This is a genomic window from Micromonospora lutea (assembly GCF_016863535.1).
GTDB lineage: Bacteria > Actinomycetota > Actinomycetes > Mycobacteriales > Micromonosporaceae > Micromonospora > Micromonospora lutea.
In genome coordinates, this window is the sequence record NZ_BOPB01000009.1 from 421,217 (window position 1) to 447,936 (window position 26,720).

Below are 26,720 nucleotides of genomic sequence, written 5' to 3' on the forward strand. Positions count from 1 at the left end.
TCGAACGGAGTGCCGCGATGAGTCCGCGAGGGTGGGCGCTGCTGACCCTGGCCGGACTGGGCGTCGCCCTGCTCGTGGCGGCACTGGTGCTGATCCCGTGGCAGCGTCCGCCGGCGCCCCGGGCCGACCAGCTCGCCGCCCTGCGTGACCTGCCGACCGAGCAGGTGGAGCGGGCCCGGCAGTTCCGTTCCGCGTTGCGTCCCGGCGGATGGACGGCGCTCGGCGTCGGGCTGCTGGTGGCGCTGGCGCTCGGGTTGACCCCGCTGGGCAGCCGCCTGATCGAGCTGGCCGGGCGCCCCTTCGGCGACCACTGGATCGCGCAGGCGGTCCTCGGCGGTCTGGCCGTGGTGCTGGTCGCCGACCTGGTGACGCTGCCGTTCTCGGCGTGGCGGCACAGCGTGCTCACCCGCTACGGGCTGGCCACCAACGGCTGGGGCGGCTGGGCCGTGGACCTGCTCAAGTCGTACGCGGTCAGCGCCGTCATCGGCGCGGTGGCGCTGCTCGGCTTCTACACCGTCGTACGACTCGCCCCCCGCTGGTGGTGGGCGTTCGGCGCGGCCGGAGCCGCCACCCTGGTGGTGCTGCTCTCCTTCGTGCTGCCGGTGCTGGTCGAACCGGTCTTCAACCGGTTCACCCCGATGGAGCCCTCGCCGCTGCGCAGCCAACTGATGGAGCTGGCCGAACGGGACGCAGTGCCGGTGCGCGACGTGCTGGTGGCCGACGCGTCCCGGCGTACCCGGGCGGTCAACGCGTACGTCTCCGGGTTCGGGCCGACCCGCCGGGTGGTGGTCTACGACAACCTGCTGCGCGAGGCGACGCCGGCCGAGGTGACCGCGGTGGTGGCACACGAGTTGGGCCACGCCCGGGACCGGGACGTACTGGCCGGGACGCTCACCGGCGCGCTCGGCGCGGCCGCCGCCGTGGTGGCGCTCTACCTGATCGGCTCCTGGCCGCCACTGCTGCGCCTGGCCGGGGTCGACTCGGTGGCGCAACCCCGCGCGTTCGGATTGCTGCTCGCCCTGGTCACGGTGGCTGGGCTGGTCTTCGCCCCGGTACAGGCACTGATGTCGCGGCGGGTCGAGGCCCGTGCCGACGCACACGCGCTGGCGTTGACCGGAGACCCGGCCGCGTTCGAGTCGATGCAGCGACGCCTGTCCACGGTCAACCTCTCCGACCCTGACCCACCCCGCTGGGAGTACCTGTACTCGGCGTCCCACCCGTCAACCGTGGAGCGGATCGCTGCCGCCCGCGCGTACGCCAGGAAGGTGGGCCGGTGAGCCGTACGTTGCTGGTCACGAATGATTTTCCGCCTCGGCCGGGCGGTATCCAATCGTTCGTACACAACCTCGCGGTGCGCCAGCCGGCCGGTTCCGTGGTGGTGTACGCGTCGCGCTGGGCCGGGGCGGAGAAGTTCGACGCCGACCAGCCGTTCGAGGTGGTTCGTGAGCGCACCAAGGTGCTGCTGCCCACCCCGCTGGTGGCACGCCGGGCTGCCCGGCTGGCCCGAACGTACGGCTGCGATTCGGTCTGGTTCGGCGCGGCGGCTCCGCTCGGCCTGCTCGCCGCCGGGCTGCGCCGACGGGCCGGCATCCGACGGGTGGTCGCCCTGACCCACGGCCACGAGGTCGGTTGGGCGGCGCTGCCGCTGGCCAGGACCGCGTTACGGCGCATCGGTCAGGACACCGACGTGGTCACCTACCTGGGGGAGTACACCCGCACCCGGCTGGCCCGGGCGCTGGACGGGCGCACCGAGTTGCGGCGGCTCGCGCCCGGCGTGGACACCGACCTCTATCACCCGTCCGTCGACGGTGGCGCGGTCCGGCACCGGCTCGGCCTGTCCGACCGGCCGGTGGTGGTCTGCGTGTCCCGACTGGTGCCCCGGAAGGGGCAGGACATGCTGATCCGGGCGATGCCGCTGATCCGTCGTCGAGTGCCCGACGCCGCGCTGCTGGTCGTCGGCGGCGGACCGTACCGGAGCACGCTGGCCCGGCTGGCCCGCCAGTCAGGGGTGGAACGGGACGTGGTCTTCACCGGCTCGGTGCCCTCGGCCGACCTGCCCGCCCACTACGCGGCCGGCGACGTGTACGCGATGCCGTGCCGCACCCGGAACCGGGGCCTGGACGTCGAAGGGCTCGGCATCGTCTACCTGGAGGCGTCGGCGACCGGCCTGCCGGTGGTGGCCGGAAACTCCGGGGGCGCGCCGGACGCGGTGCGCGAGGGCGAGACCGGGTACGTGGTGGACGGTCGGGACCTCGCGGAACTCGCCGACCGGGTGGCCACCCTGCTGGCCGACCGGGACCTCGCCCGACAGTTCGGCGCTGCCGGCCGTGCCTGGGTGGAGCAGGAGTGGCGCTGGGAGACGCAGGCGCAACGCCTCACCACGCTGCTCGCCGGCTGACCCCCCCGGCCCGTCGAGATGTAAGGAAGGGCCCCTTCCTATACACCAGGCGTTAACAAGGTGCCCTTCCTTACTGCTCAGCGGATGCGGGCGAGGATGTGGTCAGGGGGAGCGGGACGGCCGAAATGCCAGCCCTGGCCGGCGTCGCATCCGATCGCCCGCAACCGTTCGGCCTGCCCACCGGTCTCCACGCCCTCGGCGGTCACGGTGAGGTCCAACGCGTGGGCCAGCGAGACCAGCGAGGCGAGGATCCGCTCGTCGGCGAGGGCATCGGGGGTACGCAGGCCGCGCACGAACTCACCGGCCACCTTCAACTCGGTCACCGGCAGATCGCGCAGGTAGGCCAGGTTGCTGTAGCCGGTGCCGAAGTCGTCGATGGCGATCCGGATGCCCAGGGCGGCGAGCGCACGAAGGGCGCGTACCGGCTCCTCGGAGGTGGTCATCATCGTGCTTTCGGTGATCTCCAACTGGAGCCGGTTCGGTGGTAGGCCGGTACGGCGCAGCAGGGCCCGCACCTCCTGCACCAGGCCGGGGCGGCGGACCTGACGGACCGCCAGGTTGACGCTGACGTACGGGGGCTGACCCGAGGCGGACGTCCAGCCGACCGCCTCGCGGCAGGCCTCGGCGAGTACCCAGCCGCCGAGCTGCACGATCAACCCGGTCTCCTCCGCCAGGCCGATGAAGCTGTCCGGACGCAACACGCCCAGCCGTGGGTGACGCCACCGGACCAGTGCCTCGACGCCCAGCACCGAGCCGTCGTGCAATGAGGTCAACGGCTGGTAGTCGAGGAAGAACTCACCCCGTTCCAGTCCCGCCGGGATGGCCGCGCTCAGTTCCTGGCGAGCCTGTTCGCGGCTGTCGCGCTCCGCGTCGTACAGGGCCCAGCCAGCGCCTCCGGCGGCCTTGGCCCAGAGCAGGGTGCTGCCCGCTGCCCGCATCAGGTCGTCCGGTGAGGTGCCGACGACCCGCCGCTCCACGATGCCCACGCTCGCCGTGACCGTCACGTCGTGCCCGTCGACCACCACCGGCTCGGAGAGCGCGGCCAGCGCCGCCTCGGCGACGGCGACCACGTCTCCGGTGCCGGTGGAGCGTTCGACGAGAACGACGAAGGCGTCTCCGCCGAGCCGTGCGACCAGGTGCGGCTCGACCGCCCGGCGTAGCCGTCGCGCCGCCGCGACCAGCGCCCGGTCGCCGATCTGGTGCCCGAACGAGTCGTTCACCCGCTTGAACCGGTCCAGGTCGAGGAAGCACAGCCCGACCCGACGGCCACTGCCGGCTGATCCGGTGACGGCGGCGGCGAGGCGTTCGGCGAAGAGCGTGCGGTTCGGCAGATCGGTCAACGGGTCGTGGGTGGCCTGATGCCGGAAGCGGGCCTCGCTGGCGCGCAGGGCCTGCTCGGCCTCGGCGCGGGCGGTCATCGCCGCACGTCGGATGGACTCCTGCTCATCGAGGGTCCGGTCGCGCAGAGCCCGGGCGTAGCCGGTGGCCACCGCGCCCAGCAGTCGGGCCAGCCGGTCCTCGATGTCGTCGGCGACCAGATCGAGGTCGCGGACCAGTCGAAGCTGGATCACCTCCACGGTCCGGCCGAGTGCCTCGGCGGAGGCGATGTGCGCGGCGACCAGCTCGTTGGCGACCCGGTGCCCCACCCGCAGGTCGAGCGGCTCCGCCCGCAGCGCCTCGGCCAGCAGGTTGGTGAGGCGCTGGAGCAGCATCTCCAACTGGGCGTGGGTCATCGGCAGATAGCTGGTACCCGCCACCGCCTTCGCCCAGGCCCGAGCGAAGACACCGACGCAGGGCTGGCCGTCCGGAGGTTCAGCCACCGAGGCGTCCGACCCCGCCGAGGAACACCGCCCGTTCGGCGTCTTCGGCGCTCTCCGGGGTCTCCGGACGCCACTGCGGCACCCACACCACGCCGGGCTCGACCAGCTCGAAGCCGTCGAAGAAGCCGGTCAGCTCGGCCCGGCCGCGTACCCAGAGTGGGTTGTCGGTGCGTCGGTAGACCTCCTCGGCCTCGGCCCGCTCGGTCTCGTCCCGGCCGTCGTCGCTGGCCTGCGACAGGACCAGGTAGCTGCCGGGGACCAGTGCCGAGCGCAGGGCCCGTAGCACCTCGGCCGGACGGTCGTCGTCGGAGACGAAGTGCAGCACCGCCACCACCAGCACGGCCACCGGCTGGGAGAAGTCGAGCATCGCGCGTACGTCGGGGTTGGCCAGGATCTGCTCCGGGTTGCGCAGGTCCTCCTGGATCACCGCGGTACGGTCGTTGCCGGCCAGGATCTCCCGACTGTGCGCCACGGCGACCGGGTCGATGTCGACGTAGACCACCCGCGACTCAGGGGCGTGCCGCTGCGCGATCTCGTGCACGTTGCCCACGGTGGGGATGCCGGAGCCGATGTCCAGGAACTGGCGGATGCCGGCGTCGGTGAGGAACTGCACCGCCCGGCGCAGGAAAGCGCGGTTGGCCTGGGCCATCAGGGGCGCCTGCGGCACCGCCGCCACCATCGCTCGGGCGGCGGCCCGGTCCACGGCGAAGTTGTGCGAGCCGCCGAGATAGTAGTCGTACATGCGGGCGACGCTGGGACGTTCGACGTCGATCGTCTCGGGTGCCCAGTCCGGCCGTCGCAATGACATCACCCCTCCGCACGCCCTCGGGGCGATGGTGCGCCCCGGCGCGTATTCTGCCCCGCTTTCGCATGCGAGGCCATAGTCGATCCGTGCGGAGCGGCGATCGATGCGAAGATCCGTGCCCCGCCGTGGTGGGACACGGATCCGCAAAGCGCCGCGCTGGGCGCGGTCAGAACTTCGGCGCGTCCGGCGCTTCGAGCAGACCGAGCCGCAGCGCGGTCATCAGTGCCTGCGCCCGGTTGGCCGCGCCGAGCTTCTCGTAGAGCTTCGAGATGTGGGTCTTGGCGGTCGATTCGCTGACGAACAGCTGCTTGGCGATGCCGGCGACGCTCATTCCGTCGGCGAGCAGTCGCAGCACCTGACCCTCGCGGGGAGACAGCTGCGGACCGGACGGGGCGAGGCGACGCTTCATCGCCTCGGCCAGGTCGGCGGCGGTGAAAGCGCTGGGGGAGGAGGCGGCGTGCCGGGCGGCGGCGACGACCTCGTCGGCCGGCGCGGTCTTCGGTACGAACGCGCTGGCACCCGCTTCCAGGGCACCGAAGAGCTGGTCATCGCCGGCGTACATGGTGAGCACCACGATGCCCATCGACGCGCTGGACTTGCGCAGTGCGCGGGTCGCCTCCAGACCGCTGCCGTCGGGCAGCCGCAAATCCATGATCACCACGTCTGGCTGCAGGGCACCGGCCTGCCGGACGCCCTCCGCCGCGGTGGCCGCCTCGCCGACGACCTCGAACTGCCGGTCGCGCTCGAAGGCGTGCCGCAGGCCCTTGCGGATCAAGTCGTGATCGTCGACAAGGAGGACCTTGGTACGGGTTGCCGGTGTCGGGCTTGTGGTCATCCTCGGCTTACTCCCCTTCTGCTGCGGCGGCGCTACCGCGAACGTTATCGCGCCGGGGCGGTGAACCGACCACCACCGCGACGGTCGTACCACTCGGCTGCCGCGGCCTGATCTCCAACCGGCCCCGGATACGTTCCGCTCTCTCGGCCATGATCGCAAGACCATAGTGCCCGTCCGAGCGCTGGTCACCTATGCCGTGACCGTCATCTGACACTTCGATCTGCGCATAGGGCGGATCGACCTCGCAGGTGACCCAGAGATTGGCCGCGCCAGCGTGCTTGCGGGCGTTGGTGACCGCCTCCTGGGCGATGCGTAGCAGCTCGGCCTCGGTCGCGGCGGGCAGCCGGGCGGTGGACTCGTCCAGGGACAGGTGCACCCGCAGGCCGCCGGAGGCACCGACGGTGCGGGCGTACTCGGCGATCGCGGCGGCCAGTCCACCGTGCCGGTCCACCTCGCTGCGCAGCTCGAACAGGCTCAGTCGCAGCTCGGTGATCACCCGGGTCACCTCCTGACGCAGCAGGCGCAGCGACTCGGCGGTCTCCTCGGCGTCCTCATGCACGGTGGCCAGGGCGTTGTCGATGCCGTAGCCCACCATCACCAGTTCCTGGGCCACCCCGTCGTGGATCTCCCGGGCCAGCCGCTGCCGCTCCTCGTTGGTGGCCAGCGAGCGCACCTCGTCGAAGAGCAGGGCGGCCTCCAGGCGCAGCGCGGCCGGGCCGGTCAGCGCGGTCACCTGGGCCACCACCGGTGGTGGGTACGCGTGCGCCCGGTCGGTCTCCAACACCACCAGACCCACCGTGCGCAGGCCGGCCACCAGCGGCACGATCAGCGCCGAGACCTCCGCGCTCCGGTGGGAGCGGGACTGCGAGCGGGCCGCGGTCTGCGACTGCTGACTGGCCCAGGCGTCGGCGATGGCCGAGTCCGCGTCGATGGTGGTTTCCCAGTCGACCCGGTCCGCACCGAGTTGGGCGAGCACCACCAGCCGGCCACCACCGCTGGCGGAGAGCACCGCGCCCCGATCGGTACGGGCCACCGTGCGCAACTCCTCCAACAGGTGCTCGGAGATCCCACCCGGGTCGAGCGTGGCGCCGGGCAGTTGGCGGGCCACCGTACGCAGCTGGGTCAGCAGGCGGGTCGCCTCGGCGTACGGCTGGGGTTTGTTGTCGTGGCGCACCTGCATCACCCGGTGCAGCGTGCCGGCGGCGTAGAGACCGAGGGCGGCCAGGATCAGCCACTGCGCGCAGACGGCGAGATATCCGGGCTGGCTCAGCTGGCGGACCCCGCCGACCTCGGTGACCGCACCGGCGACCAGCAGGCTGCCGGCGGTCACGGCGATCAGCGCCGCGCCCTCACGGAACCGGCGACGTAGCGCCGTGACGGTCACCGGCACCGCGAGGTACGGCAGCACGGCCGAGGCACCCAGTCCGCCGATGTGACCGCCGACGGTGGCCACCGCGGCGACCTGGCTGGCCGCGAGACCGAGCACCAGCACCTCCGCCACCCGGCTGAGCGGGCCGACGAGCCGGTGCTGGGGTGCCAGCATCGCCGGTAGCCCGGCCAGCGCCAACAGGACGATCCACCACAGCTGGGTCACGTCGCGGGTGGCGAACAGGGTCAGGACGGCGACCAGCGTGAGCACGACGACGCGCGCCGCCGCGGCGAGCGGGTGCGAGCGGGCCAGAGCGGATGTCGAGGCGGGCACGTGACGGATGGTAGTCAGCCGCGGTAGATATCGGCGATTTCCGCCGCGTACGTCTTGTGCACCACCTGGCGCTTGACCTTCAGCGACGGGGTCAGTTCCCCGGTCGCCTCGGTGAAGTCGTGCGGCAGCACCCGGAAGACCTTGATCGCTTCGGCCTTGGAGACCGACTGGTTGGCCCGGTCGACCGCGGCCTGGATCTCCGCCCGCAGCCCCTCGTGCTCGCGCAGCACGTCGATCCCGGTGTCAGCGGGCAGCCCGGCCGACTCCAGCCAGGCTGGCAGGGCCTCCTCGTCGAGGGTGATCAACGCGGCGATGAACGGTTGTCGGTCACCAACCACGACACACTGGCTGACCAGGGGATGTGCCCGGACCTGGTCCTCCAGCACGGCGGGGGCGACGTTCTTGCCGCCGGCCGTCACGATGATCTCCTTCTTCCGACCGGTGATGGTGAGGTAGCCGTCACCGTCGAGCGAACCCAGGTCGCCGGTGCGGAACCAACCATCGCCGGTGAGCGCCTCGGCGGTGGCCTCGTCGTTGTGCCAGTACCCCTGGAAGATGAGATCACCGGCGATGAGGACCTCGCCGTCGTCGTCGATCCGGATGGTGACGCCGGGCAGCGGTCGACCGACCGTGCCGATCCGGGTGTATCCGGGAAGGTTGGCCGTGGCGGCCGGAGAGGTCTCCGTCAGCCCGTACCCTTCGCAGACGGTCACGCCGACGCCCCGGAAGAAGTGGCCGAGCCGGGCGCCGAGCGGTGCGCCACCGGAGATCGCGTCGCGGCAGCGCCCACCGAGGGCGGCCCGCAGCTTGCCGTAGACCAGCCGGTCGAAGAGCGCGTGCTGGGCGCGCAGTGCCAGGCCCGGCCCGCCGGAGGTCTCCAACGCCTCGCTGTACGCGATGGCGACCGCCTCGGCGCGGGCAAAGATCCGGCCCTTGCCGCTGGCCTCGGCCTTCTGCTTGGCGCCGTTGTAGACCTTCTCGAAGACCCGGGGCACCGAGAGCACGAAGGTCGGCTTGAACTCCTGGAGTTCGGCGACCAGGTTCTTGGTGTCCGAGCAGTGCGCCATGGTGGCCCGGGCCTGCACCACGCCGATCTGGATGAGCCGGGCGAAGGCGTGCGCGAGCGGCAGGAACAGCAGGGTCGATGCGTTCGGGCCGAACAGGTTCGGCAGCACCGGGACGGCGTTGGCGATGTCGGCGTACATGTTGCGGTGGGTCAGCACGCAGCCCTTGGGGCGGCCGGTGGTGCCGCTGGTGTAGATGATGGTCGCCAGGTCCGAGGAGCGCAGATCGGCGCGGCGGCGCTCGATCTCGGCCGGCTCCACCTGTGCGCCGGCGGCCACCAGGTCGTCCACCCCACCCAGGTCGATCTGCCAGACGTGGGCCAGCGCGGGTAGCTGGTCCCGGACGCCGGCCACCAGCGTGGCGTGCGCGGTGGTCTCCACCACGACGGCCACCGCGCCGGAGTCGCCCAGGATCCAGGACGCCTGCTCGGCGCTGGAGGTCTCGTAGATCGGCACGGTGACCGCACCGGCCGCCCAGATGGCGTAGTCGACGAGCGTCCACTCGTAGCGGGTGCGGCTCATCAGCGCCACCCGGTCGCCCGGCCGTACGCCGGCGGCGACCAGCCCGCGGGCGACCGCGGCCACCTCGTCGCGGAACTGCCGGCACGTCACGTCGGCCCAGGCACCCCCCGCGTCGCGGCGGACGAACTGCACCGCGTCGGGCGCGGCCTCGGCGTTCTCCCAGACCGGATCGGTGAGGTTGGCCGAATCGCCGACAGTGACGATCGGCGGGACGGTGAACTCGCGCACCTGCACTCCCTCGTGCTCACGGGACCGGGTCGGGCCGCCACCTGCGCCGGTGGCTGTGTCGAAACCTACCCGCCCGGCCGGCCATCAGCCCACCGCAGGTGGGCTGCGCGGCACGCGGGCGGTCGACGGACGGTAGCCTCCCAGCATGGCGGACTCCTCCACCCAGTCGATCATCATCGGTGCCGCACCGGACCGGGTGGCGGCGGTCATCTGTGACTTTCCGAGCTACCCCGAGTGGACCGAGGCGGTCCGCGAGGCGGAGGTGATCGAGGAGTACGAGGACGGATACGCCAGTCAGGTCCGTTTCGTCCTCGACGCCACGGTGCTGGCCGACGAGTACGTGTTGGCGTACGCCTACGCCGAGGACCTGTCCCGTATCGAGTGGCACCTGGTCGCCCCGTCGAAGATGCAGAAGGCGCAGCGGGGCTCGTACGACCTGGTGGCCAACGCCGACGGGGGCACCACCGTGACCTACACCCTGGAGGTGGAGCTCGCGGTCGGGATGCTCGGCATGTTCCGTCGCAAGGCCGAGAAAATGATCATGGATGCCGCGTTGAAGCAGCTCAAGCGCCGGGTAGAAGCGTCCGGTGCGGCGCAATGACGCGTCCGGCGACCCCGTCGCCGCCGCGGTAGAGGAGCCCAGGATGGGTGCGACAGATCCGGGTACGGCCCGGGAAGAGGCGGAGCGGCTGGTCGCTACTCTGCTGGCCACCGTACGGTTGGCCGCCGCCAACCCGTCAGCGGTGCCCCTGGGCCCGCTCGGCGGAATCGTGACCGGTGTCCTCGGTCACAACGACGCCCCGGACACCACGTCCGGCGCCACCGGCGGTGGTTTCGCCACCGGTGCTGCCGAATGCTGCGTCTGCCCGGTATGTCGGGGCATCGCCGCATTGCGCGACCCCAGCCCGGAATTCGCCGAACGACTGGCCACCGGAGCCGGGGATCTGGCCGCTGGCCTGGCCAGTTTCCTGCGCGCCTTCAGCCCGACCGAACCGGCCTCCGGACCCACCGTCGACCCGGAGACGACCTCCGCCCCCGATGCCACCCCCACCGCCTCCGCCGACCCGTACGGCGACCACGTGTGGCGCGAGGCGACCCGTACCGGGCATGATTCTCAGCCGGCACCGGAGCGGGAGGTCTGGTCCGCCGCGACCCGGGCGGAGGACGTCGCCGTTCCGGCCGCCGCGCCCGTCGACGCCGCCGGGCCGGTCGCACCGGCCGGACGTCGGACGTCGAGCGAGCATCGCGTGGTGCCCGCCTCCCGGATACCCCACGGCGAACCCGTGCCGGGTGACGAGCCCGCACCGGACGGCCGTGCCGTGCCCGACGGGCGACAGGATGCACCAGGCGACGGGGCCTGACCACCACGGACGACCCGCACCACCGGCGAGGGCAGGTGTGCGCGGGGTGGCACAGCAGAGGGGAGTGGCAGCGGTGACGCTGACCATCGGAGTCGACGTCGGGGGCACCAAGGTGGCCGGCGGTGTCGTCGACGACACCGGCACCATCCTCGTGCAGACCCGACGGGACACCCCCGCCGACGACGTCGGCAAGACCCGTGACGTCATCATCGAGCTGGTCGCCGAACTGGCCTCCGGACGCGACATCCAGGCGGTCGGCATCGGTGCGGCGGGGTGGATCGACGTCAGTCGTTCCACTGTGCTCTTCGCCCCCAACCTGGCCTGGCGCGACGAGCCACTGCGGGCCTACGTCAGCGCGGCGGTCGGACTGCCGGTCATCGTCGAGAACGACGGCAACGTGGCGGCCTGGGCCGAGTTCCGCTACGGCGCCGCCCGCCACGCCGACGACTCGATGGTCATGTTCACCATCGGCACCGGCGTCGGCGGCGGCATCGTGCTCGGCGGTGACCTGCTCCGTGGCGCCAACGGCATCGCCGCCGAACTGGGCCACATGCTCACCGTCCCCGACGGCCACCAGTGCGGCTGCGGCCGACTCGGCTGCATCGAGCAGTACGCCAGCGGCAGCGCCCTGGTCCGGTTCGCTCGGGCCGCCGCCCGGCAGGAGCCGCACCGGGCCGCCGCCCTGCTGGAATTGGCCGACGGGGAGGCCGAGGCGATCACCGGGCCGATGGTCACTGCCGCCGGCAAGGGCGGCGACCCGGTTTCGACCGAGGCGTTCGCGCAGGTCGGGCGCTGGCTCGGCACCAGCCTGGCGGACATGGCACAGATCCTCGACCCGCAGGTCCTGGTCGTCGGCGGTGGCGTCATCGAGGCCGGTGAGCTGCTGATGGGCCCCACCCGTCGCTCGTTCAGCCAAGCCCTGGCCCAGCGCAGCCGACTGCCCGTGGCCGAGATCCGCCCGGCCGAGCTCGGCAACGCCGCCGGAGTCATCGGCGCCGCCGACCTGGCCCGGCGGGCCTAGCCGGTGTCCGCCGTACCGCACCCGGTGACCGAACTCGGCGTGCCGCTGCGCGTGCTGTCGTACAACGTCCACAGCCAACGCGACGACACCGCCGCGCTGGCCACGGTGGTACGCGAGGCGGCACCGGACGTGGTGGTCGTGCAGGAGGGGCCGCGCCGGTTCCGGTGGCGGGAGAAATCGGCCGCGCTGGCCGAGTCGTTCGGTCTGGTGGTCGCCGCCGGTGGGCTGCCGTCGCTGGGCAACCTGGTGTTGACCAGCCTCCGGGTACGGGTGACCGCAACCCGCTGCCGGCGTTTCCCGCTCACCCCTGGCCGGCACCTGCGCGGCGCCGCGTACGCCGACTGCCGGGTGGGCACCTCCGCCTGGTTCACCGTGGCCGGGTCACACCTGTCCACCGACCCCACCGAGCGTCCCGGCCAGGCCGAGCTGTTCAAGCGGGACCTGGCCGCCGCACCTCACCCGGTGATCGCCGCCGCCGACCTCAACGAGGAACCGGGCGGGCCGGCGTGGCGCGCCGTCGCCGACGGGCTGACCGACGCGGCGGAGGCGGCCGACCGGACCGACCGGCTCACCTACTCGTGCGCCGATCCCCGACGGCGCATCGACGCCCTGTTCGTCGATCCGCGGATCATCGTGGTCGACTACGACGTGGTGGACACTCCGCTGACCCGGCGGGCCAGCGACCACTTCCCGGTCCTGGTCGACCTGTTGCTGCCCGCCGCTGCCTGACATCGGTCCCTGGCCGGGCTGGACATCCCGCTCCGTTGTGGAGAGGATTTCGCGCGACCCGGCACTCGTGCCGAGACGAAGGAGATCCCCGGTGTCCACCTCCACCGAGCCCGGCCGGCCAGATCCGGAGACGACCACGCTCGCCCGCAGCCACGACGGCCGTCCGGTCTCCGACCGGGGCGACACCGTCTGCGTCATCGGCGCCGGCGCCAGCGGCCTGACCGCCGTCAAGAACCTCGTCGAGCACGGCTTCGGGGTCGACTGCTACGAACGCGAGACCGGCGTCGGCGGTGCCTGGAACTGGCGACACGACCGCAGCCCGGTGTACGCCAGCACCCATCTGATCTCGTCGCGGCCGTTCACCCAGTTTCCCGACTTTCCGATGCCCGACGACTGGCCGGACTATCCGCACCACAGCCAGCTGCTGTCGTACTTCGAGCGCTACGCCGACCACTTCGACCTGCGGCGGCACATCTGGTTCGGCACCGAGGTGGTGCGGGTGGAGCCGGTCGCCGACGACCGGTGGGACGTCACCACCCGCAGCACCGGCGGCTACGGACCCGAGCGCACCTCCCGGTACGCCGCCGTGGTGATCGCCAACGGGCACAACTGGTCGCCGAAGCTGCCCCGCTACGAAGGGCTGGAACAGTTCCGCGGCGAGGTCATGCACGCCTCGTCGTACAAGGACGCGGCACAACTGCGGGGCAAGCGGGTACTGGTGGTGGGCGCCGGCAACACCGGCTGCGACATCGCCGTGGAGGCCGCCCAGCAGGCGTCGCGTTGTTGGCACTCCACCCGCCGTGGCTACTGGTACGCCCCGAAGTACGTCCTTGGTCGTCCCGCCGACCAGGTCAACGACCTGCTGCTGGCGTTGCGGGTACCGCTGCGTGTCCGCCAGTGGCTCTATCACCGGACGTTGCGGCTGACCGTCGGCGACCTGACCCGCTTCGGTCTGCCGAAGCCGGACCACCGGGTGTACGAGACGCACCCGATCGCCAACAGCCTGCTCGTCTACCACGTGGGCCACGGCGCGATCGCCCCGGTACCGGACATCGAACGCTTCCACCCGCACTCGGTGGAGCTGACCGACGGTCGACAGATCGACCCGGAACTGATCGTCTTCGCCACCGGCTACCTGCCCCGCTTCGAGTTCCTCGACGGAAAGATCCTCGGCGACGACGAGGGGTTGGGCCGGCCCCGACTGTGGCTCAACGCCCTCGTACCGGACCATCCCACTCTCGCGGTCACCGGGCTGCTCCAACCGGACTCCGGCATCTTCACCCTGGCCCACTGGCAGGCCGTGCTCGTCGCCCGGTCGCTGCGGTTGCGGGCCAGCCGTCCGGACCGGGCCGCAGCCTTCGCCGCCCGGGTGCGGGCCGGGGCCGGCGAGCGCTACTCGGGACAGGTGAAGGATTCGACCCGGCACTGGTTCGAGGTCGGGCACGCCGACTATCTGCGCGCGCTGGAGCGCGCCCTACGCGAGCTGGAGAGCAAGTGACCGAGCGGGTGATGCGCAGCTGGGAGTGGGCGCGGCCGGTGCGCCCGGTCCGGCGTGAGGTGCTCAGCGCCGTTCCGGAGATGGAGGAGGGGCGGCCACCGCTGCTGTTCGTGCCGGGCTTCGGTCACGGTGCCTGGGCGTACGCCGAGAACTGGCTCGGCCATGTCGCCGCCCGCGGCTTCAGCGCCTACGCGGTGAGCCTGCGCGGGCACGGCGGCAGCGACCCGGCACCGGAGGCGACCCTGCGGGCGTACGCCCACGACGTGGTCCAGGTGGCGGCCAGCCTGCCGCGCCAGGCGGTGCTGGTGGGACACGGTGCCGGGGCCCTGGTGACCGAGTACGCCATGGCCCGCTATCCGGCCCGGGCAGCGGTGCTGGTGGCGCCGGTGCTCGGCGGTTGGGCCACGCTCGGCACCGCGTTGCGCCGCAACCCGCTCGGCACCCTGCCGGCCGTGTTCGGTGCCGGGCTGCGGCTGAACCGCAAGCAGCTGTTCAGCAGCGAGCTGCCCGACGCCGAGGCCCGGCGGCACACCGCGCGGCTGGGACGGGCGGCCCGGCGGGCCCAGTGGCAGCTGATGACCGGTGCCGATCCGGAGCCGGCGGTGGGAAACCCGCCCGTGCTGGTACTGGGTAGTCCCGACGACCGGGTGGTGCCGGCCTCGGCGCTGACCCGGGCGGCACGGCGGTACGGTGCGGCTCCGCTGCTCTTCCCCGGCATGGGGCACGATCTGATGCTCGACGCCCGGTGGCGGGAGCCGATCGACGCCATCCTCGACTGGCTGGTCAAGGACCCGGCCCGCGACGACCGCGGCTGACCGTCGCGGCACCGGCCTGGTGTCAGTCGCCGCCGAGGCGGGCCAGCATCGAACCGGTCTGATCCAAGGTGGACAGGTAGGAGCGGGCCCAGGCCCGGATGTCGTGTTCATGCAGGTGGGCGCGCATGGCCCGCATCCGCTCCCGCACGTCGGCGGGGTCGGCCCGCAACGCCGCGAGCAGGCCCTGCTTGAGCCCTTCCAGGTCGTGCGGGTTGACCAGGTGCGCCTGCGGCAACTCGGCGGCGGCCCCGGCGAACTCGCTGAGCAGCAGCGCTCCGGTGTCGTCGACCCGGGCGGCGACGTACTCCTTGGCGACCAGATTCATTCCGTCGCGTAGCGGGGTCACCGCCATCACGTCGGCGATCCGGTAGAGCGCGGCCAACTCGGCACGGTCGAACGGTTGGGTGAGGTAGTGGATCGCCGGCTCACCTACCCGGCCGAACTCGCCGTTGATCCGCCCGACCTCCCGCTCGACCCGGTCCCGGAGGATCTGGTACTGGCTGACCCGCTCCCGGCTGGGCACTGCCACCTGCACCAGCACCGTGTCACGGACCTTGACGTGCCCGCCGGCGAGCAACTCGCTGTAGGCCTTGAGCCGCTGCTCGATGCCCTTGGTGTAGTCCATCCGGTCGACGCTGAGGATCACCTGATCCGGGCTGCCCAGGTCCTGGCGCAGTCGGCGAGCCCGGTCGGCCACGTCCGGGCGGTCGGCCAGCGCGGCCATCTCGACCGTGTCGATCGAGACCGGGAACGCGCCGATGCGCACCACCCGGTCCTCGATCCCGATCCGTCGGTCGGTGGCCGGCAGCCCCAGCACCTTCGTCACCAGCTGCGCGAAGTTGTGTGCCGCCTGGGCGCGTTGGAAGCCGACCAGGTCGGCGCCGAGCATCCCGCGCAGCAACTCGGCCCGGCGGGGCAACTGCATGAACAGCTCCGGCGGCGGGAACGGCACGTGCAGGAAGAAACCGATGCGCAGGTCGGGCCGGAGAGTGCGGAGCAGCCCCGGCACCAGTTGCAGGTGGTAGTCCTGCACCCAGACCACCGCGCCGGCCTCGGCGACCTGCGCGGTGGCCTCGGCGAACCGCTGGTTGACCCGTAGGTACGCGTCCCACCAGCGCCGGTGGTGCTGCGGTTGCTCGACCGCGTCGTGGTAGATCGGCCAGAGGGTCGCGTTGGCGAAACCCTCGTAGTGGTCCCGCAGGTCTTCGCCGCTGAGCGCGACGGAGTGCATCCGCACTCCGTCGATGTCGGGCAGGACGGGCGCCGGACCGGTGCCGCCGGCCCAGCCGACCCAGGTTGCGGGGGTGTGGCGCAGCAGGGGGTGCAGCGCGCTGACCAGCCCGCCGGGGTTGCGGCGCCACTCGCAGGCACCGTCGGGAGCCACGCTGTCGTCGATGGGTAGGCGGTTGGCCACCACCACCAGGGAACTCTGTCGCATCTCGGGCATTCCGATCAGCAGGGGAGTGACCGCCACGAGGGAGGAACAACCGGGCAGTCAGCAAGTGACGTGACGTACTGCGGTATTCCTACTGACAGTAAGTTACACCACTGTTACGCACGTTGGCACGGGCCGTCGCTGTCCCGGTATCCGGGCGGTTACCCTGCGCGGTGACTCAGACGACGGCACCGTCGTCAGGGTCGCGATCGTCGGCGTCGCCGGGACGTAGCCGCCACACCAGCGTGACGAACCCGGCGAGGATGCCGGTGAAGCCGAGTAGCGTCACGATGCCCTGGTCGGCGGGGAGCAGATCGGGAAAGAGGAACAGCACGAAGCCGAGCAGCACGGCGAGAACGCCGGCCATCGCGAACTTGGACACCCGGGGTAGCGGCGGGGGCGGCGGCGGTACGTAGCGCTCGTCGTCGTCCGGGTCGTCGGGCAGGTCCGTGCCGAAGGTGTCCAGGCCGTCCAGCAGCGACGGCCCCTCCCCGTCCCGAGGACCACGTCCCACCGAGACGCCGGAGATGTCGGCGGCGTACGGCAGCCGGCGTACGCCGGTGGCGGTCGGGCCGGGCTCCTCGGTGCCCGACCGGGTGGCGGTGGCCGTGCCGCCGCTCCGCCCGGTCTGGTCGTCCACGTCCTCCACGGCGGGCCACGGATGGTCGCCGGTCTCCGGCTCGGCGTGGAAGCCGGCGACGATCCGCTCCCACTCCGCGTCGATGTCCGGTTCCTCGCTGGCACGGGCACCGCTGGTCTCGTCGGCGAGTTGACTGAGGTAGTCCCGGGCGGTGCTCAGGTGCGAGCGATCCACGTAGAGCCGGTCCACCGGCCGCGCCGGCACGGTGGTGGTGCGGGTGACCGGGTTCAGGTCGGCCGACGGTTGCAGGTAGGCGGCGATCCCGCCGGCGGCCAGCACGTCGAGCAGGTGCTCACCGACGCGCGGGTCGACATCGCCAGCGATGGCGTACTCGCTCGCGTCGAGACCGTTGTCCCGCCGTCCCCGGCGGGCCCCACCCGCTGACACCGGACCATCCTCCTCATCGCGCCACCGGCGCGCCCCGCAGCCCCTCGACGCGCCCCCGCACGCCCGTGCCTTGAATCGTGACACGTCGAGGGTGGGTTCGGGGAGTGCCTTGTGGCGCGGCGTACGGGTGGGCCCGCTCCGGCTCGCTCGCGGACGCTGCCACCGTCGCACCGCTTGTCGGTCACGGCAACCCTCGGTAATGGCGACACGGCGTCACCGAGACCGCCCCAGCCCGTGGTCACCCACCAATCCTTTGCTCTGCTTCAACCAACGCAAGGGTCCCTGACCAGGTACGACGGCACCCGCGCACGTCAGGTTCCGAACGACAATCGATACGGAAAGTCACCATTGCGTGCGTTGAAGCAGAGCAAAGCGTGGCGACCGAAGGGAGGGCGGTCGGCCGGCCGACACCCAACGTGACGGGTGTTTTCAGGCCGGACGTCCGTTGCTGCGGTTGGCGGCGGTTCGTAGGCTCGTGCCACGATCACCCGACCCGGCGCGGGTCCGCGGTGACCAACACCTGGGGAAGGGATGCCGGTGCTCTACTGGCTGCTGAAGTACGTGCTGCTCGGCCCGCTGCTGCGACTCATCTTCCGGCCGCAGGTGGAAGGTCTGCACCACGTGCCGGCTGCTGGTCCGGTCATCCTGGCCAGCAACCACCTCTCCTTCTCCGACTCGATCTTCACCCCGCTGATCGTGCCCCGAAAGGTCACCTTCGTGGCCAAGGCGGAGTATTTCACCGGCAAGGGGATCAAGGGCTGGCTGACCAAGGTGTTCTTCACCGGCACCGGCACCATCCCGGTGGACCGCTCCGGTGGCCGGGCCGCCCGCGCGGCACTGGACACCCAGCTGAAGGTGCTGCGGGCCGGCGGTATCGCCGGCATCTATCCGGAGGGCACCCGCTCACCCGACGGTCGGCTCTACCGGGGCAAGACCGGGGTGGCCCGGCTGGCGCTGGAGAGCGGTGCGCCGGTGGTGCCGGTGGTGATGCTCAACCTGGACGAGATCCAGCCGCCCGGTCAGCTCATCCCGAAGCTGGCGCGGGTGCGGATCCGCTTCGGCCCGCCGGTGGATTTCTCCCGCTACGCCGGACTGGCCGGTGACCGGTTCGTCGAGCGCGCGGTCACCGACGAGATCATGTACGAGTTGATGGAGCTCTCCGGCCGCGAGTACGTCGACGTCTACGCCCAGAAACTCAAGACCCAGCCCACCGGGACACCCGCCACGCCCGTCACGGCCTGAGCGGACGCCCCCGCCACCGGTGTGCCGCGCGGTAGCGCCGCCGGGCCAGCGACGGTTCAGGAGGCGAGGGTCTGCGCGGGGTCGGCGGGCGGGTGGGCCAGAGCGAGCAGACCCGGTGCGCCGTTGCGGTGGGCGAAGGCGCGCAGCTCGGCCAGGGGCGCGCTGGCCGCCGCCGGGTCGCCGGCGCAGGCCAGTTCGCGTACCGCGAAGGTCAGTGCCAGCATCCGGTCGGTGACGTCGGGGATGCCGGCGTAGATCTCGGCGGCGGCCAGGTGCAGCTCGGCGGCGTGCCGGTGATTGTCGTCGGCCCCGGCCAGCGCGCCGGTGACGGTCCGCAGCGCCGCCTCCGACCACGGCGTACGGTGGCCGACCCGGCCGAGCATGGCGCGTACCCGGGCTGCGGGCTTGCGCCCGGCGATACTGGCCGCCCAACCGGCTGCGGCGATCCACTCGCCGCTGGCCAACGCCGGCACCGCGGACCACGACTCGGCCAGTTCGTCGACCAACGCGGCGGCCTCGTCGACGCGCCCCTGTACCGCTCGGCACAGCGCGCCCATCGCGAGCATCGTCCAGTGCAGCCGGTGGAAGCCACTGCGCCGGGCGACGTCCAACGCGGCGGCCACGTCGTCGCGGGGCGGTGTCCCGGCTGGCGACTGATCTGCGGGTGGGCCCGGTGGCACCGGCTGGCCACGCAGCACCAGCAGGCACGACCGCAGGCCGCGCACCTGCATGTCCCAGCTGCCGGTCGGGGTGTCCACGAACGCGTCGGCGGCGGCGATCAGCCGCCCGAAGTCCCCCTCGAACCAGGCCCGCATCGCCTCGCTGGAATAACTGGTGGTCAGGGTCTGCCCGCTCGCGGTACGCGCCGGCACAGCCGAGAGCAGGGCATCGGAGCGTACCCAGTCACCCTCCTCACAGACGGCGTAGGCGAGGTTCTGGGTGGCCCGGGGCAGCGCCAGCAACTGACCGGCCCGGCTGAACTCGACGATGGTGTACAACTCGTCGAGCCCGGCCCGGTCGCCAGCCTGGTAACGGGCGGTGGCCGCGGTGATCCGGGCGTTGGTGCGGATCTCGGTCAGCCCGAGCCGTTCGCCGATCTCGGCTGCCGTGTCGGCCGCCGCGACGGCCGGATCACGCTCGTAGTTGAGCATGTGCAGCCGACCCAACTCGGCGAAGGCGTCGGCCTTCTGGGCGCTGTCCGGTAGCGGCTCGAACAGCCGTACCGCCCGGTCCAGGCAGGCCAGCGCCGCCGGGCGGTCGGCCCGCAGCCACGCCGCCTGGCCGAGCAGCGTCCAGGCCCGCGCCGCACACGCCTCGTCGCCGTGGGCGAGCAGCCGCTCGGCAAGCGCCTGCACCTGCTCGGGCCCGCCGCCAGAGAGGAAGGCATTGCCGTCGCGGTGGAACGAGATCTCGGTACTGAGCAGCTCCAACTGGAGACGGCCCACCGGATCGGAGTCGTCGGCCAGGCCGAGCGCCCGGGCGGCGTGGCTGGCGGCGGCGTCCAACCCGTGCAGCGCGTACGCCCGGCGCGCCGCCCGGTGCAACGCGGCGCGTGCCGGCGCGCAGTACCGGCGGGTCTCCATACCCAGCGAGCGGGCGATCTCGTGCGCCACCCAGCGGTGGTGGGCCAGCACCTCGGCCAGGTCGGTGTCCCGGCTCTGCGACAGCGTGTCCAGCCAGTCGGCGGTGCGTTCGTGCCGGGCCACCCGCTCGGTACGGGGTAGCCGCTGGTAGCAGACGTCACGGACCAGCACGTGCCGAAAGCGGTACTCCGGCTGCCCGGCCATCGTGGAGGCGCCCTGCTCGTGCACGAAGTCCCGCTGCTCCAGCCGGCGCAGGGCGCGCTCGACGGACTCGACCGGCTGCCCGACGGCGGCGGCCACGGCGCCGGGCCAGAACTGCACCCCGACCACCGACGCGGCCAGCAGCACCGCCCGGTCCTTCGCGTCGAGCAGGTCGACCCGGTTGGCGATGACCGCGTGCACGCTCTCCGGCATCGGCAGGTCCAGGTGTTTCTCCAGCGACCAGCCGCGTCCGGACTGCCGCAGCGCGCCCTGCTCGATGAGCATCCGGACGTACTCGTGGGCGTAGAGCGGGTTGCCGCCGGCCACCTCGATCAGCGGGGTCAGCAGGTCGGCGGAGAACGCGGCCTGGCCGAACATGTGCGCGTACAACGCGGCGATGCCGGTGTCCCGCAACGGCGGCAGGGCGATGGTGACCGAGCCGGTGATGGTCCCCGCCCAGCTCGGATCCCGGTCGACCAGTTCGGGGCGGGCGGTGCACAGCAGCAGCAGCGGCACGTCCCGGGCCGCCGCGCCGAGCAGCTCCACGAAGCGCAGCATCGCGTCGTCGGCCCAGTGCAGATCCTCGAAGACCAGCACGGTGGGACGGCGGGCCGCGAGCGCCAGCAGGAACCGCCGCCACGCCGATTCCGCCTCCTCCGCCGGCAGCGGGGTGCCGGCCAGTCCGACCAGCGGACGCAGCGCGTCGGCCACCCGGTCCCGTCCGGCGACGCCGACCAGTTCGCTGACGGCGGCGGTGAGCCGCTGCGCGGCACTGGCGGCTGGGTCGGTGTCGAGGATGCCGGCCTCGGCCTTGACGATGTCGGCCAGCGCGGCGAACGTGACGTTCTCGCCGAACGGTGGGCACCGGCCGATCCGCCAGGTCAGTGGCTCGTCCACCAGCCGGGCGGCATGTCGGTGCAGTTCGCGCACCAGCCGGCTCTTGCCGATGCCGGCCCGACCGAAGACGGTCACCACCTGGGGCCGGCGGTCGCGCAGGCTGCGGTGCAGGGCGTTGACCAGCATGCCCAGCTCGTGTTCCCGGTCGATCAGCGGCGTGGTGTCGGGCTCCCGGTCGGTGGGCTGCTGGTGTACCGCGGACCGGGCCAGCCACACCTCGGTCGGCGCGGACCGTCCGCGCAGGGTGACCGGGGGTTGCTCGTCGTAGCGGATGGTGTCCCGGGTCAGCGCGTGCGTGGCGCCGTCGACCAGCACCCCGCCGGGTGGCGCCGCCGACTGCAACCGCGAGGCGGTGTTGACCACGTCACCGGCGACGATCGCCTGCCCGCCGTCGCGGGCGGCGGCCACGTCGACCAGCGCCTCCCCGGTCGCCACCCCGACCCGGAAGCGCAACCCGTCGGTGCCGGTGGGGGTGAACCGGGTCAGCACCCGCTGCAACTCCAGCCCGGCCCGCACACACCGCAACGCGTCGGTCTCGGTGGCCACCGGCGCACCGAACAGTGCCATCACCGCGTCGCCGATGTACTTCTCCACCACCCCGCCGTACTGGCCGACCACCCGGCGGGCGGCGGAGAAGAAACCGGTCTGCATGCCGCGGACCAGCTCCGGATCGGCCCGCTCGACGTACGGGGTGAAATCGATCAGGTCGACGAAGAGCACACTGACCCGGCGACGATCCTCCTGGTTGAGGGTCCCCGCCACGTCCGTTCCGGGGCGGGGTGCGCCGCAGGAGGTGCAGAAGACCACGTCCCGCGCGAGCGGGCGCAGGCAGTGTGGGCAGACGGCACCAAGTTCCGCGCCGCAGCCACCGCAGAAGCGGTCGCCCTCGGCGGCGGTACGTCCACAGCGGTCACACTGCGCGGCGATGACACCCTCCACTGGCAGGCCCCCGACGCCCCGGGGCGCAGCATCGAGTATCACTGCCCGACGCACTGTCGGGTACCGGGCTGTTGGCTTGTGGACACTCAGCCGGGCAGCTCACCACGTTTCGGAACGGCTAGATTCAGGCAGCCGATTCGTCGACCACCGATCAGGGGGACAGCTCCATGGTGTACGTGATGCTGAAGAGCGACTGGACCGACGGTAACGGGGTCACCCACCCCGCCGGAGACTCGGTGGACGTGGACGCCGCCACCCTCGCGCAGCTTCAGGCGCAGGGGATCGTTGGCGAGGTGCCCGGTGGTGGCAAGGACGGGACCGACTGGGTCGGACCGGGTGGTACCGACTGGGTCGGCCCGGGCAGCACCAAGCCCTGACCGAACATGTGCGGGCAGGGCCGGGACGATCGTCCCGGCCCTGCCCGCGTACGTCTGCGTCGTCGTGTTGACGGTGCCGGGCGGGTCAGCGCTCGTTCATGCCGGCGCGGCGGCGCAGCGCGGGCACGTCGGTGACGACGATCCGTCGGCCCTCGGTACGCAGCCAGCCCCGGTTGGCGAACGACCCGATCGCCTGGTTGACGCTCTGCCGGGAGCCACCGGCCATCTCGGCGAGCTGGCTCTGGTTCAGCTCTATGGTGATCATCGGGGCCTGGCTCTCACCGGCCAGCCGGACCAGTGTCTTGGCGACCCGGCCGGGCAGGTCGAGGAAGACGTGGTCGGCGTTCTGCTCGGTCAGCCGGCGGATCAGCGCACCGAGGGACCGCATCACCGCGTCCAGGATGCGGGCGTTCGAGTGCACCAGCTCCATGAACGCCGGCCGGGACAACGCCAGCGCGGCAGTGTCCTCGATCGCCTCCGCCGAGGTCGACCGGGTCGAGGCGTCCAGTAGGGAAACCTCGCCGAGCACGTCCGGCGGTCGCATCACGGTCAGAATCGCCCGCTCGCCGGTGGGCGCGGTACGGAACACCGCCACCGCGCCCCGCCGCAGGATGATCAGCGACTCGCCCGGGTCGTTCTCCACGAACAGCAGCTGACCCTTGCGGTACGTCCGGGGCACCGCTGCGGCAACCACCCGCTGACGTACCTCCGGCTCGAGTCCGGCGAACATGTCGACGCCGGTGAGCGCGTCGCCCGGCTCCGGCAGGCGCATTTCCACGGCCCCACCCCTCCCCGGTCAAGGACCCCAACTCGCTCACCGGGTGAGCCTGGCGGCCCTGACGGGGTGATCCGACACCCGTTCGGCGTCCGGCAGCGGTAACACATCAGATCATGACGGTCCGGTCGCGTGCTGTACACCCCTCAAACCACTTCCGTGACCGGTTCGAGCTGCGGCGTGACCTCGCGGCGGCGCGTGGAAGCGCTCCCGGTGTCGCCGACCCGATCGACGGGCCGCGGTGACCGTCGGCGAGGATGGTCCCGATGGCCTACCGCTACTTCTACGACTGTGAGTTCATCGAGGACGGCCGGACCGTCGAGCTGGTCTCGATCGGCGTCGTCGATGAGCACGGCCGCGAGTTCTACGCGGTCTCCACCGAGTTCGACGCGTCCCGGGCGGTGCCCTGGGTCCGCCGCAACGTGCTGGACAAGCTGCCGTCTCCGGCCGACCGGTCCTGGCGGTCCCGGGAGCGCATCCGCGACGACCTGTACGAGTTCCTGGTCGAACCGATCCGGGGGCGCTCCGGTGCGGAGCTGGAGCTGTGGGCCTGGTACGCGGCGTACGACCACGTGGCGTTGGCGCAGTTGTGGGGCGCGATGCCGGCGCTGCCCCGGGAGATCCCCCGGTACACCAAGGAGCTGCGGCAGCTCTGGGACGACCGGGGTCGCCCCCCGCTGCCGAACGCCGCGGCGGCCCGGCACGACGCCTTGGTCGACGCCCGGCACAACCTGGCCCGGTGGCGGGCGATGACCGGTTCGTGAGATTCGGTACTTCGGTGGTTTGACCCGTGCTGTTGCGGGCACCGGAGTTTCGCCACCGGCCGAGGCGAGGGAGTGCCGGCGTGAACAGGCGCAGGGGAGTACCGACGTGAGCGGTGGAGTGATCGGTGGCCGACAGGCCCGCGCCCGCATCACCGAGTTGATCCGCGCGTCGCGGATCTGCACACTGACCACGATCTCCCTCGACGGTCGACTGGTGGGCCGGCCGATGACCCTCCAGCGGGCGGAGTTCGACGGGCAGCTGTGGTTCCACGCGAACGCCGCTTCGTCGACCGTCCGACAGGTGCGGGTCAACCCGGAGGTCGTGCTGAGCCTGCACGATCCGCAGGCGCAGGTCTGGGCGTCGATCACCGGCAGCGCCCGGGACGACCATGACCAGGCACGCGCCGAGCGGTTGTGGCACCCGGGGCTGGCCGCGTGGTTCCCGGACGGTCCGGCCACGGCCGGTCTCACGCTGATCGCTGTGCACCCCACCGCCGCGCGATGCTGGGACGCGCGGGGCGGCCAGGTCGACCTGATCGGTCCGGTCGGCGCGGCGTCGAGCGGTGGGCCGCCGGCCGATCGTCGCGAGGAAGGCTACTGACCGGTAGTGGGTCGCGGTGTGGGCCGCACCGAGCTGCGACTACAGTTCGTAGGGACGGCCCGCCCCGGGCCGGCAACGGTGCCGAGGTCCGCGCTGACACATATCCTGGGGCTTGATCGGGCTTGACCAGATGCTCCCCAGGAGGATGAGCAGATCATGCGTATCGGCGTGCTCACCGGCGGCGGCGACTGCCCCGGTCTCAACGCGGTCATCCGGGCGGTGGTCCGTAAGGGCGTCGCCAGCTACGGCCACGAGTTCGTGGGTTTCCGGGACGGTTGGAAGGGTCCGCTGGAGGGGCTGTCCCGCCCGCTCGGCATCGCGGAGGTCCGCGGCATCCTGCCCCGTGGCGGCACGATCCTCGGCTCCTCCCGGACCAATCCTTTCAAGATTGAGAACGGCGTCGAGCGGATCAAGGACAACCTGGCCGCGCAGGGCGTCGACGCACTCATCGCGATAGGCGGTGAGGACACCCTCGGTGTCGCCACCAAGCTCCACGAGCTGGGCGTCAACGTCATCGGCGTGCCGAAGACCATCGACAACGACCTTGGCGCGACCGACTACACGTTCGGCTTCGACACCGCAGTCAACATCGCCATGGAGGCGATCGACCGGCTGCACACCACCGCCGAGAGCCACCACCGCACCCTGGTGGTCGAGGTGATGGGCCGGCACGCCGGCTGGATCGCCCTGCACGCCGGCCTGGCCGGCGGCGCCAACGTGATCCTGCTGCCGGAGCGGCAGTTCGACGTCGAACAGGTCGCCGGCTACGTCGAGAAGCGCTTCCAGCACCAGTACGCGCCGATCGTCGTGGTCGCCGAGGGCGCGCAGCCGCTGGAGGGCCAGATGGTCCTGCAGAACCAGGAACTGGACGCTTTCGGGCACGTGCGGCTCGGCGGCATCGGCCAGTGGCTGGCCCAGCAGCTGGAGGCCAAGACCGGCAAGGAGGCCCGCACGGTCGTGCTCGGCCACATCCAGCGCGGCGGCACCCCCACCGCGTTCGACCGGGTGCTCGCCACCCGGCTGGGCCTGCACGCCATCGACGCCGCGCACGAGGGCGACTGGGGCAAGATGGTCGCGATGCAGAGCACCGACATCGTCCGCGTCCCGCTCGCCGACGCGACCGCCGAGCTGAAGACCGTTCCGCTGGAGCGGTACGCCGAGGCTGAGGTCTTCTTCGGCAGCTGATCGTCGTTCCGGCGTCGCGGTCGGGCCGCCTGGCCCGCCGCGACGCCGGCCCACGAAGGGGGTACGCCAGGTGTCACCCGGGGTGCACACCGTCGCGGTGATCGGGGCGGGCAAGATCGGCGAGCTGATGCTCTCCGGGCTGCTGCGGTCGGGCTGGCCGGTGGACCGCCTGCTGGCGACCGCTCGCCGTCCGGCTCGCGCCGAGGAACTGGCCGCCCGCTACGGCGTGCGGGTGGTGGACAATCTCACCGCCGTGCACGAGGCCGAGGTGCTGGCCGTCTCGGTGAAGCCGCAGGACGCCGCCGCGCTGCTGGACGAGATCGGGCCGAAGGTGCCCTCCGGCAAGCTGCTCGTCTCACTCTGCGCCGGCCTGCCCAGCAGCTTCTTCAGCCGCCGGCTGCCCGAGGGCACCCCGGTGGTGCGGGTCATGACCAACACCCCCGCCCTGGTGGACCAGGCGATGACCGCGATCTCGGCGGGCGCGTACGCCACCGGTGAGCACCTGGCGCTGGCCGAGGAGATGTTCAAGCCGCTGGGCGCGACGATCCGGGTGCCGGAAACCCAGCAGGACGCGGTGACCGCCCTGTCCGGATCCGGTCCGGCCTACTTCTACCTGCTGGTCGAGGCGATGACCGACGCCGGCATCCTGCTCGGCCTGCCCCGCCAGGTGGCGCACGACCTGATCGTGCAGACCGCGATCGGGTCGGCGGTGATGCTGCGCGACTCCGGTGAGCACCCGGTGAAGCTCCGCGAGGCGGTCACCTCGCCCGCCGGCACCACCATCTCCGCCATCCGTGAGCTGGAGAACCACGGCGTACGCGCGGCGTTGCTGGCCGCCCTGGAAGCCGCCCGCGACCGGGCCCGCGAACTCGCCGCCCAGGCCGAGTAGACCTTCG

The 26,720-nt window shown here is 72.0% G+C and carries 23 protein-coding genes; 14 read left to right on the forward strand and 9 right to left on the reverse strand.

The window, feature by feature from the left end:
* The first annotated feature begins 17 nt into the window (after window positions 1-17).
* A complete protein-coding gene (locus Vlu01_RS09715; RefSeq protein ID WP_203996769.1) occupies window positions 18-1,277 on the forward strand; it encodes a M48 family metallopeptidase in 1,260 nt (419 codons plus the stop codon).
* Window positions 1,274-2,398 (forward strand): glycosyltransferase family 4 protein, encoded by a 1,125-nt coding sequence (locus tag Vlu01_RS09720; RefSeq protein WP_203996770.1) that lies wholly within the window; start codon window positions 1,274-1,276, stop codon window positions 2,396-2,398. Before Vlu01_RS09715 ends, Vlu01_RS09720 begins: the two co-directional genes overlap by 4 nt.
* Before the next feature lie 77 nt (window positions 2,399-2,475).
* Here the strand turns inward: Vlu01_RS09720 and Vlu01_RS09725 are convergent, their stop codons facing one another.
* The 5 genes from Vlu01_RS09725 to Vlu01_RS09745 form a co-directional block, all read right to left on the reverse strand.
* Window positions 2,476-4,131 carry a putative bifunctional diguanylate cyclase/phosphodiesterase gene (locus tag Vlu01_RS09725; protein WP_203997090.1) on the reverse strand — a complete coding sequence of 552 codons (1,656 nt, stop codon included), beginning with the start codon at window positions 4,129-4,131 and terminating at the stop codon, window positions 2,476-2,478.
* 79 nt (window positions 4,132-4,210) lie between these two features.
* Window positions 4,211-5,020 (reverse strand): SAM-dependent methyltransferase, encoded by an 810-nt coding sequence (locus tag Vlu01_RS09730; RefSeq protein WP_203997091.1) that lies wholly within the window; start codon window positions 5,018-5,020, stop codon window positions 4,211-4,213.
* Window positions 5,021-5,189: 169 nt separating this feature from the next.
* Complete coding sequence (locus tag Vlu01_RS09735) at window positions 5,190-5,858, reverse strand: response regulator transcription factor (protein ID WP_007072219.1); 669 nt, start codon at window positions 5,856-5,858, stop codon at window positions 5,190-5,192.
* 7 nt (window positions 5,859-5,865) lie between these two features.
* Window positions 5,866-7,560 (reverse strand): sensor histidine kinase, encoded by a 1,695-nt coding sequence (locus Vlu01_RS09740; protein WP_203996772.1) that lies wholly within the window; start codon window positions 7,558-7,560, stop codon window positions 5,866-5,868.
* A 14-nt stretch (window positions 7,561-7,574) separates the two neighbouring features.
* Window positions 7,575-9,374, reverse strand: coding sequence for an AMP-dependent synthetase/ligase (locus tag Vlu01_RS09745; RefSeq protein WP_203996774.1), 1,800 nt, complete (start codon window positions 9,372-9,374; stop codon window positions 7,575-7,577).
* 145 nt (window positions 9,375-9,519) lie between these two features.
* Here Vlu01_RS09745 and Vlu01_RS09750 point away from each other — a divergent pair, with 145 nt between their 5' ends.
* The 6 genes from Vlu01_RS09750 (at window position 9,520) to Vlu01_RS09775 (ending at window position 14,798) form a co-directional block, all read left to right on the forward strand.
* On the forward strand, window positions 9,520-9,975 hold the full coding sequence (locus tag Vlu01_RS09750) for an SRPBCC family protein (protein WP_203996776.1): 456 nt from the start codon (window positions 9,520-9,522) through the stop codon (window positions 9,973-9,975).
* A 43-nt stretch (window positions 9,976-10,018) separates the two neighbouring features.
* Window positions 10,019-10,735, forward strand: coding sequence for a hypothetical protein (locus Vlu01_RS09755; RefSeq protein WP_239095804.1), 717 nt, complete (start codon window positions 10,019-10,021; stop codon window positions 10,733-10,735).
* Between the two features lie 73 nt (window positions 10,736-10,808).
* Window positions 10,809-11,756 (forward strand): ROK family glucokinase, encoded by a 948-nt coding sequence (locus Vlu01_RS09760; RefSeq protein ID WP_203997100.1) that lies wholly within the window; start codon window positions 10,809-10,811, stop codon window positions 11,754-11,756.
* 3 nt (window positions 11,757-11,759) lie between these two features.
* The gene (locus Vlu01_RS09765) at window positions 11,760-12,485 is read left to right on the forward strand and encodes an endonuclease/exonuclease/phosphatase family protein (RefSeq protein ID WP_373307329.1); all 726 of its coding nucleotides are present in this window, start codon (window positions 11,760-11,762) and stop codon (window positions 12,483-12,485) included.
* Window positions 12,486-12,576: 91 nt separating this feature from the next.
* A complete protein-coding gene (locus Vlu01_RS09770) occupies window positions 12,577-13,983 on the forward strand; it encodes a flavin-containing monooxygenase (RefSeq protein WP_203996778.1) in 1,407 nt (468 codons plus the stop codon).
* Window positions 13,984-13,994: 11 nt separating this feature from the next.
* Window positions 13,995-14,798 (forward strand): alpha/beta hydrolase, encoded by an 804-nt coding sequence (locus Vlu01_RS09775; RefSeq protein WP_373307341.1) that lies wholly within the window; start codon window positions 13,995-13,997, stop codon window positions 14,796-14,798.
* A gap of 22 nt (window positions 14,799-14,820) precedes the next feature.
* Here Vlu01_RS09775 and Vlu01_RS09780 read toward each other — a convergent pair whose 3' ends face one another.
* Window positions 14,821-16,236: an alpha,alpha-trehalose-phosphate synthase (UDP-forming) gene (locus tag Vlu01_RS09780; protein ID WP_203996782.1), complete on the reverse strand. Its 1,416-nt coding sequence runs from the start codon at window positions 16,234-16,236 to the stop codon at window positions 14,821-14,823.
* A 175-nt stretch (window positions 16,237-16,411) separates the two neighbouring features.
* Window positions 16,412-17,260: a DUF308 domain-containing protein gene (locus tag Vlu01_RS09785; RefSeq protein WP_203996784.1), complete on the reverse strand. Its 849-nt coding sequence runs from the start codon at window positions 17,258-17,260 to the stop codon at window positions 16,412-16,414.
* A 537-nt stretch (window positions 17,261-17,797) separates the two neighbouring features.
* Here Vlu01_RS09785 and Vlu01_RS09790 point away from each other — a divergent pair.
* Window positions 17,798-18,502, forward strand: coding sequence for a lysophospholipid acyltransferase family protein (locus Vlu01_RS09790; protein WP_203996786.1), 705 nt, complete (start codon window positions 17,798-17,800; stop codon window positions 18,500-18,502).
* A gap of 56 nt (window positions 18,503-18,558) precedes the next feature.
* Here Vlu01_RS09790 and Vlu01_RS09795 read toward each other — a convergent pair whose 3' ends face one another.
* On the reverse strand, window positions 18,559-22,122 hold the full coding sequence (locus Vlu01_RS09795; protein ID WP_203996788.1) for an ATP-binding protein: 3,564 nt from the start codon (window positions 22,120-22,122) through the stop codon (window positions 18,559-18,561).
* 167 nt (window positions 22,123-22,289) lie between these two features.
* Here Vlu01_RS09795 and Vlu01_RS09800 point away from each other — a divergent pair, with 167 nt between their 5' ends.
* A complete protein-coding gene (locus Vlu01_RS09800) occupies window positions 22,290-22,499 on the forward strand; it encodes a hypothetical protein (RefSeq protein ID WP_203996792.1) in 210 nt (69 codons plus the stop codon).
* Between the two features lie 85 nt (window positions 22,500-22,584).
* On the opposite strand, the gene Vlu01_RS09805 is transcribed toward Vlu01_RS09800, so the two are convergent.
* Entirely contained in the window at window positions 22,585-23,277 is a 693-nt protein-coding gene (locus Vlu01_RS09805; RefSeq protein ID WP_093401197.1) for a Crp/Fnr family transcriptional regulator, read from the reverse strand.
* A 263-nt stretch (window positions 23,278-23,540) separates the two neighbouring features.
* On the opposite strand from Vlu01_RS09805, the gene Vlu01_RS09810 reads away from it, so the two are divergent.
* From Vlu01_RS09810 to proC, 4 genes are all read left to right on the forward strand, one after another.
* Window positions 23,541-24,038 carry a polyadenylate-specific 3'-exoribonuclease AS gene (locus tag Vlu01_RS09810; RefSeq protein WP_203996794.1) on the forward strand — a complete coding sequence of 166 codons (498 nt, stop codon included), beginning with the start codon at window positions 23,541-23,543 and terminating at the stop codon, window positions 24,036-24,038.
* A 106-nt stretch (window positions 24,039-24,144) separates the two neighbouring features.
* Window positions 24,145-24,639, forward strand: a complete 495-nt coding sequence (locus tag Vlu01_RS09815; RefSeq protein WP_203996797.1) for a pyridoxamine 5'-phosphate oxidase family protein — start codon at window positions 24,145-24,147, stop codon at window positions 24,637-24,639.
* Between the two features lie 156 nt (window positions 24,640-24,795).
* Window positions 24,796-25,824 carry a 6-phosphofructokinase gene (locus Vlu01_RS09820; protein ID WP_203996798.1) on the forward strand — a complete coding sequence of 343 codons (1,029 nt, stop codon included), beginning with the start codon at window positions 24,796-24,798 and terminating at the stop codon, window positions 25,822-25,824.
* Between the two features lie 70 nt (window positions 25,825-25,894).
* Entirely contained in the window at window positions 25,895-26,713 is an 819-nt protein-coding gene (proC, locus tag Vlu01_RS09825; RefSeq protein ID WP_203996800.1) for a pyrroline-5-carboxylate reductase, read from the forward strand.
* Window positions 26,714-26,720 lie beyond the last annotated feature (7 nt).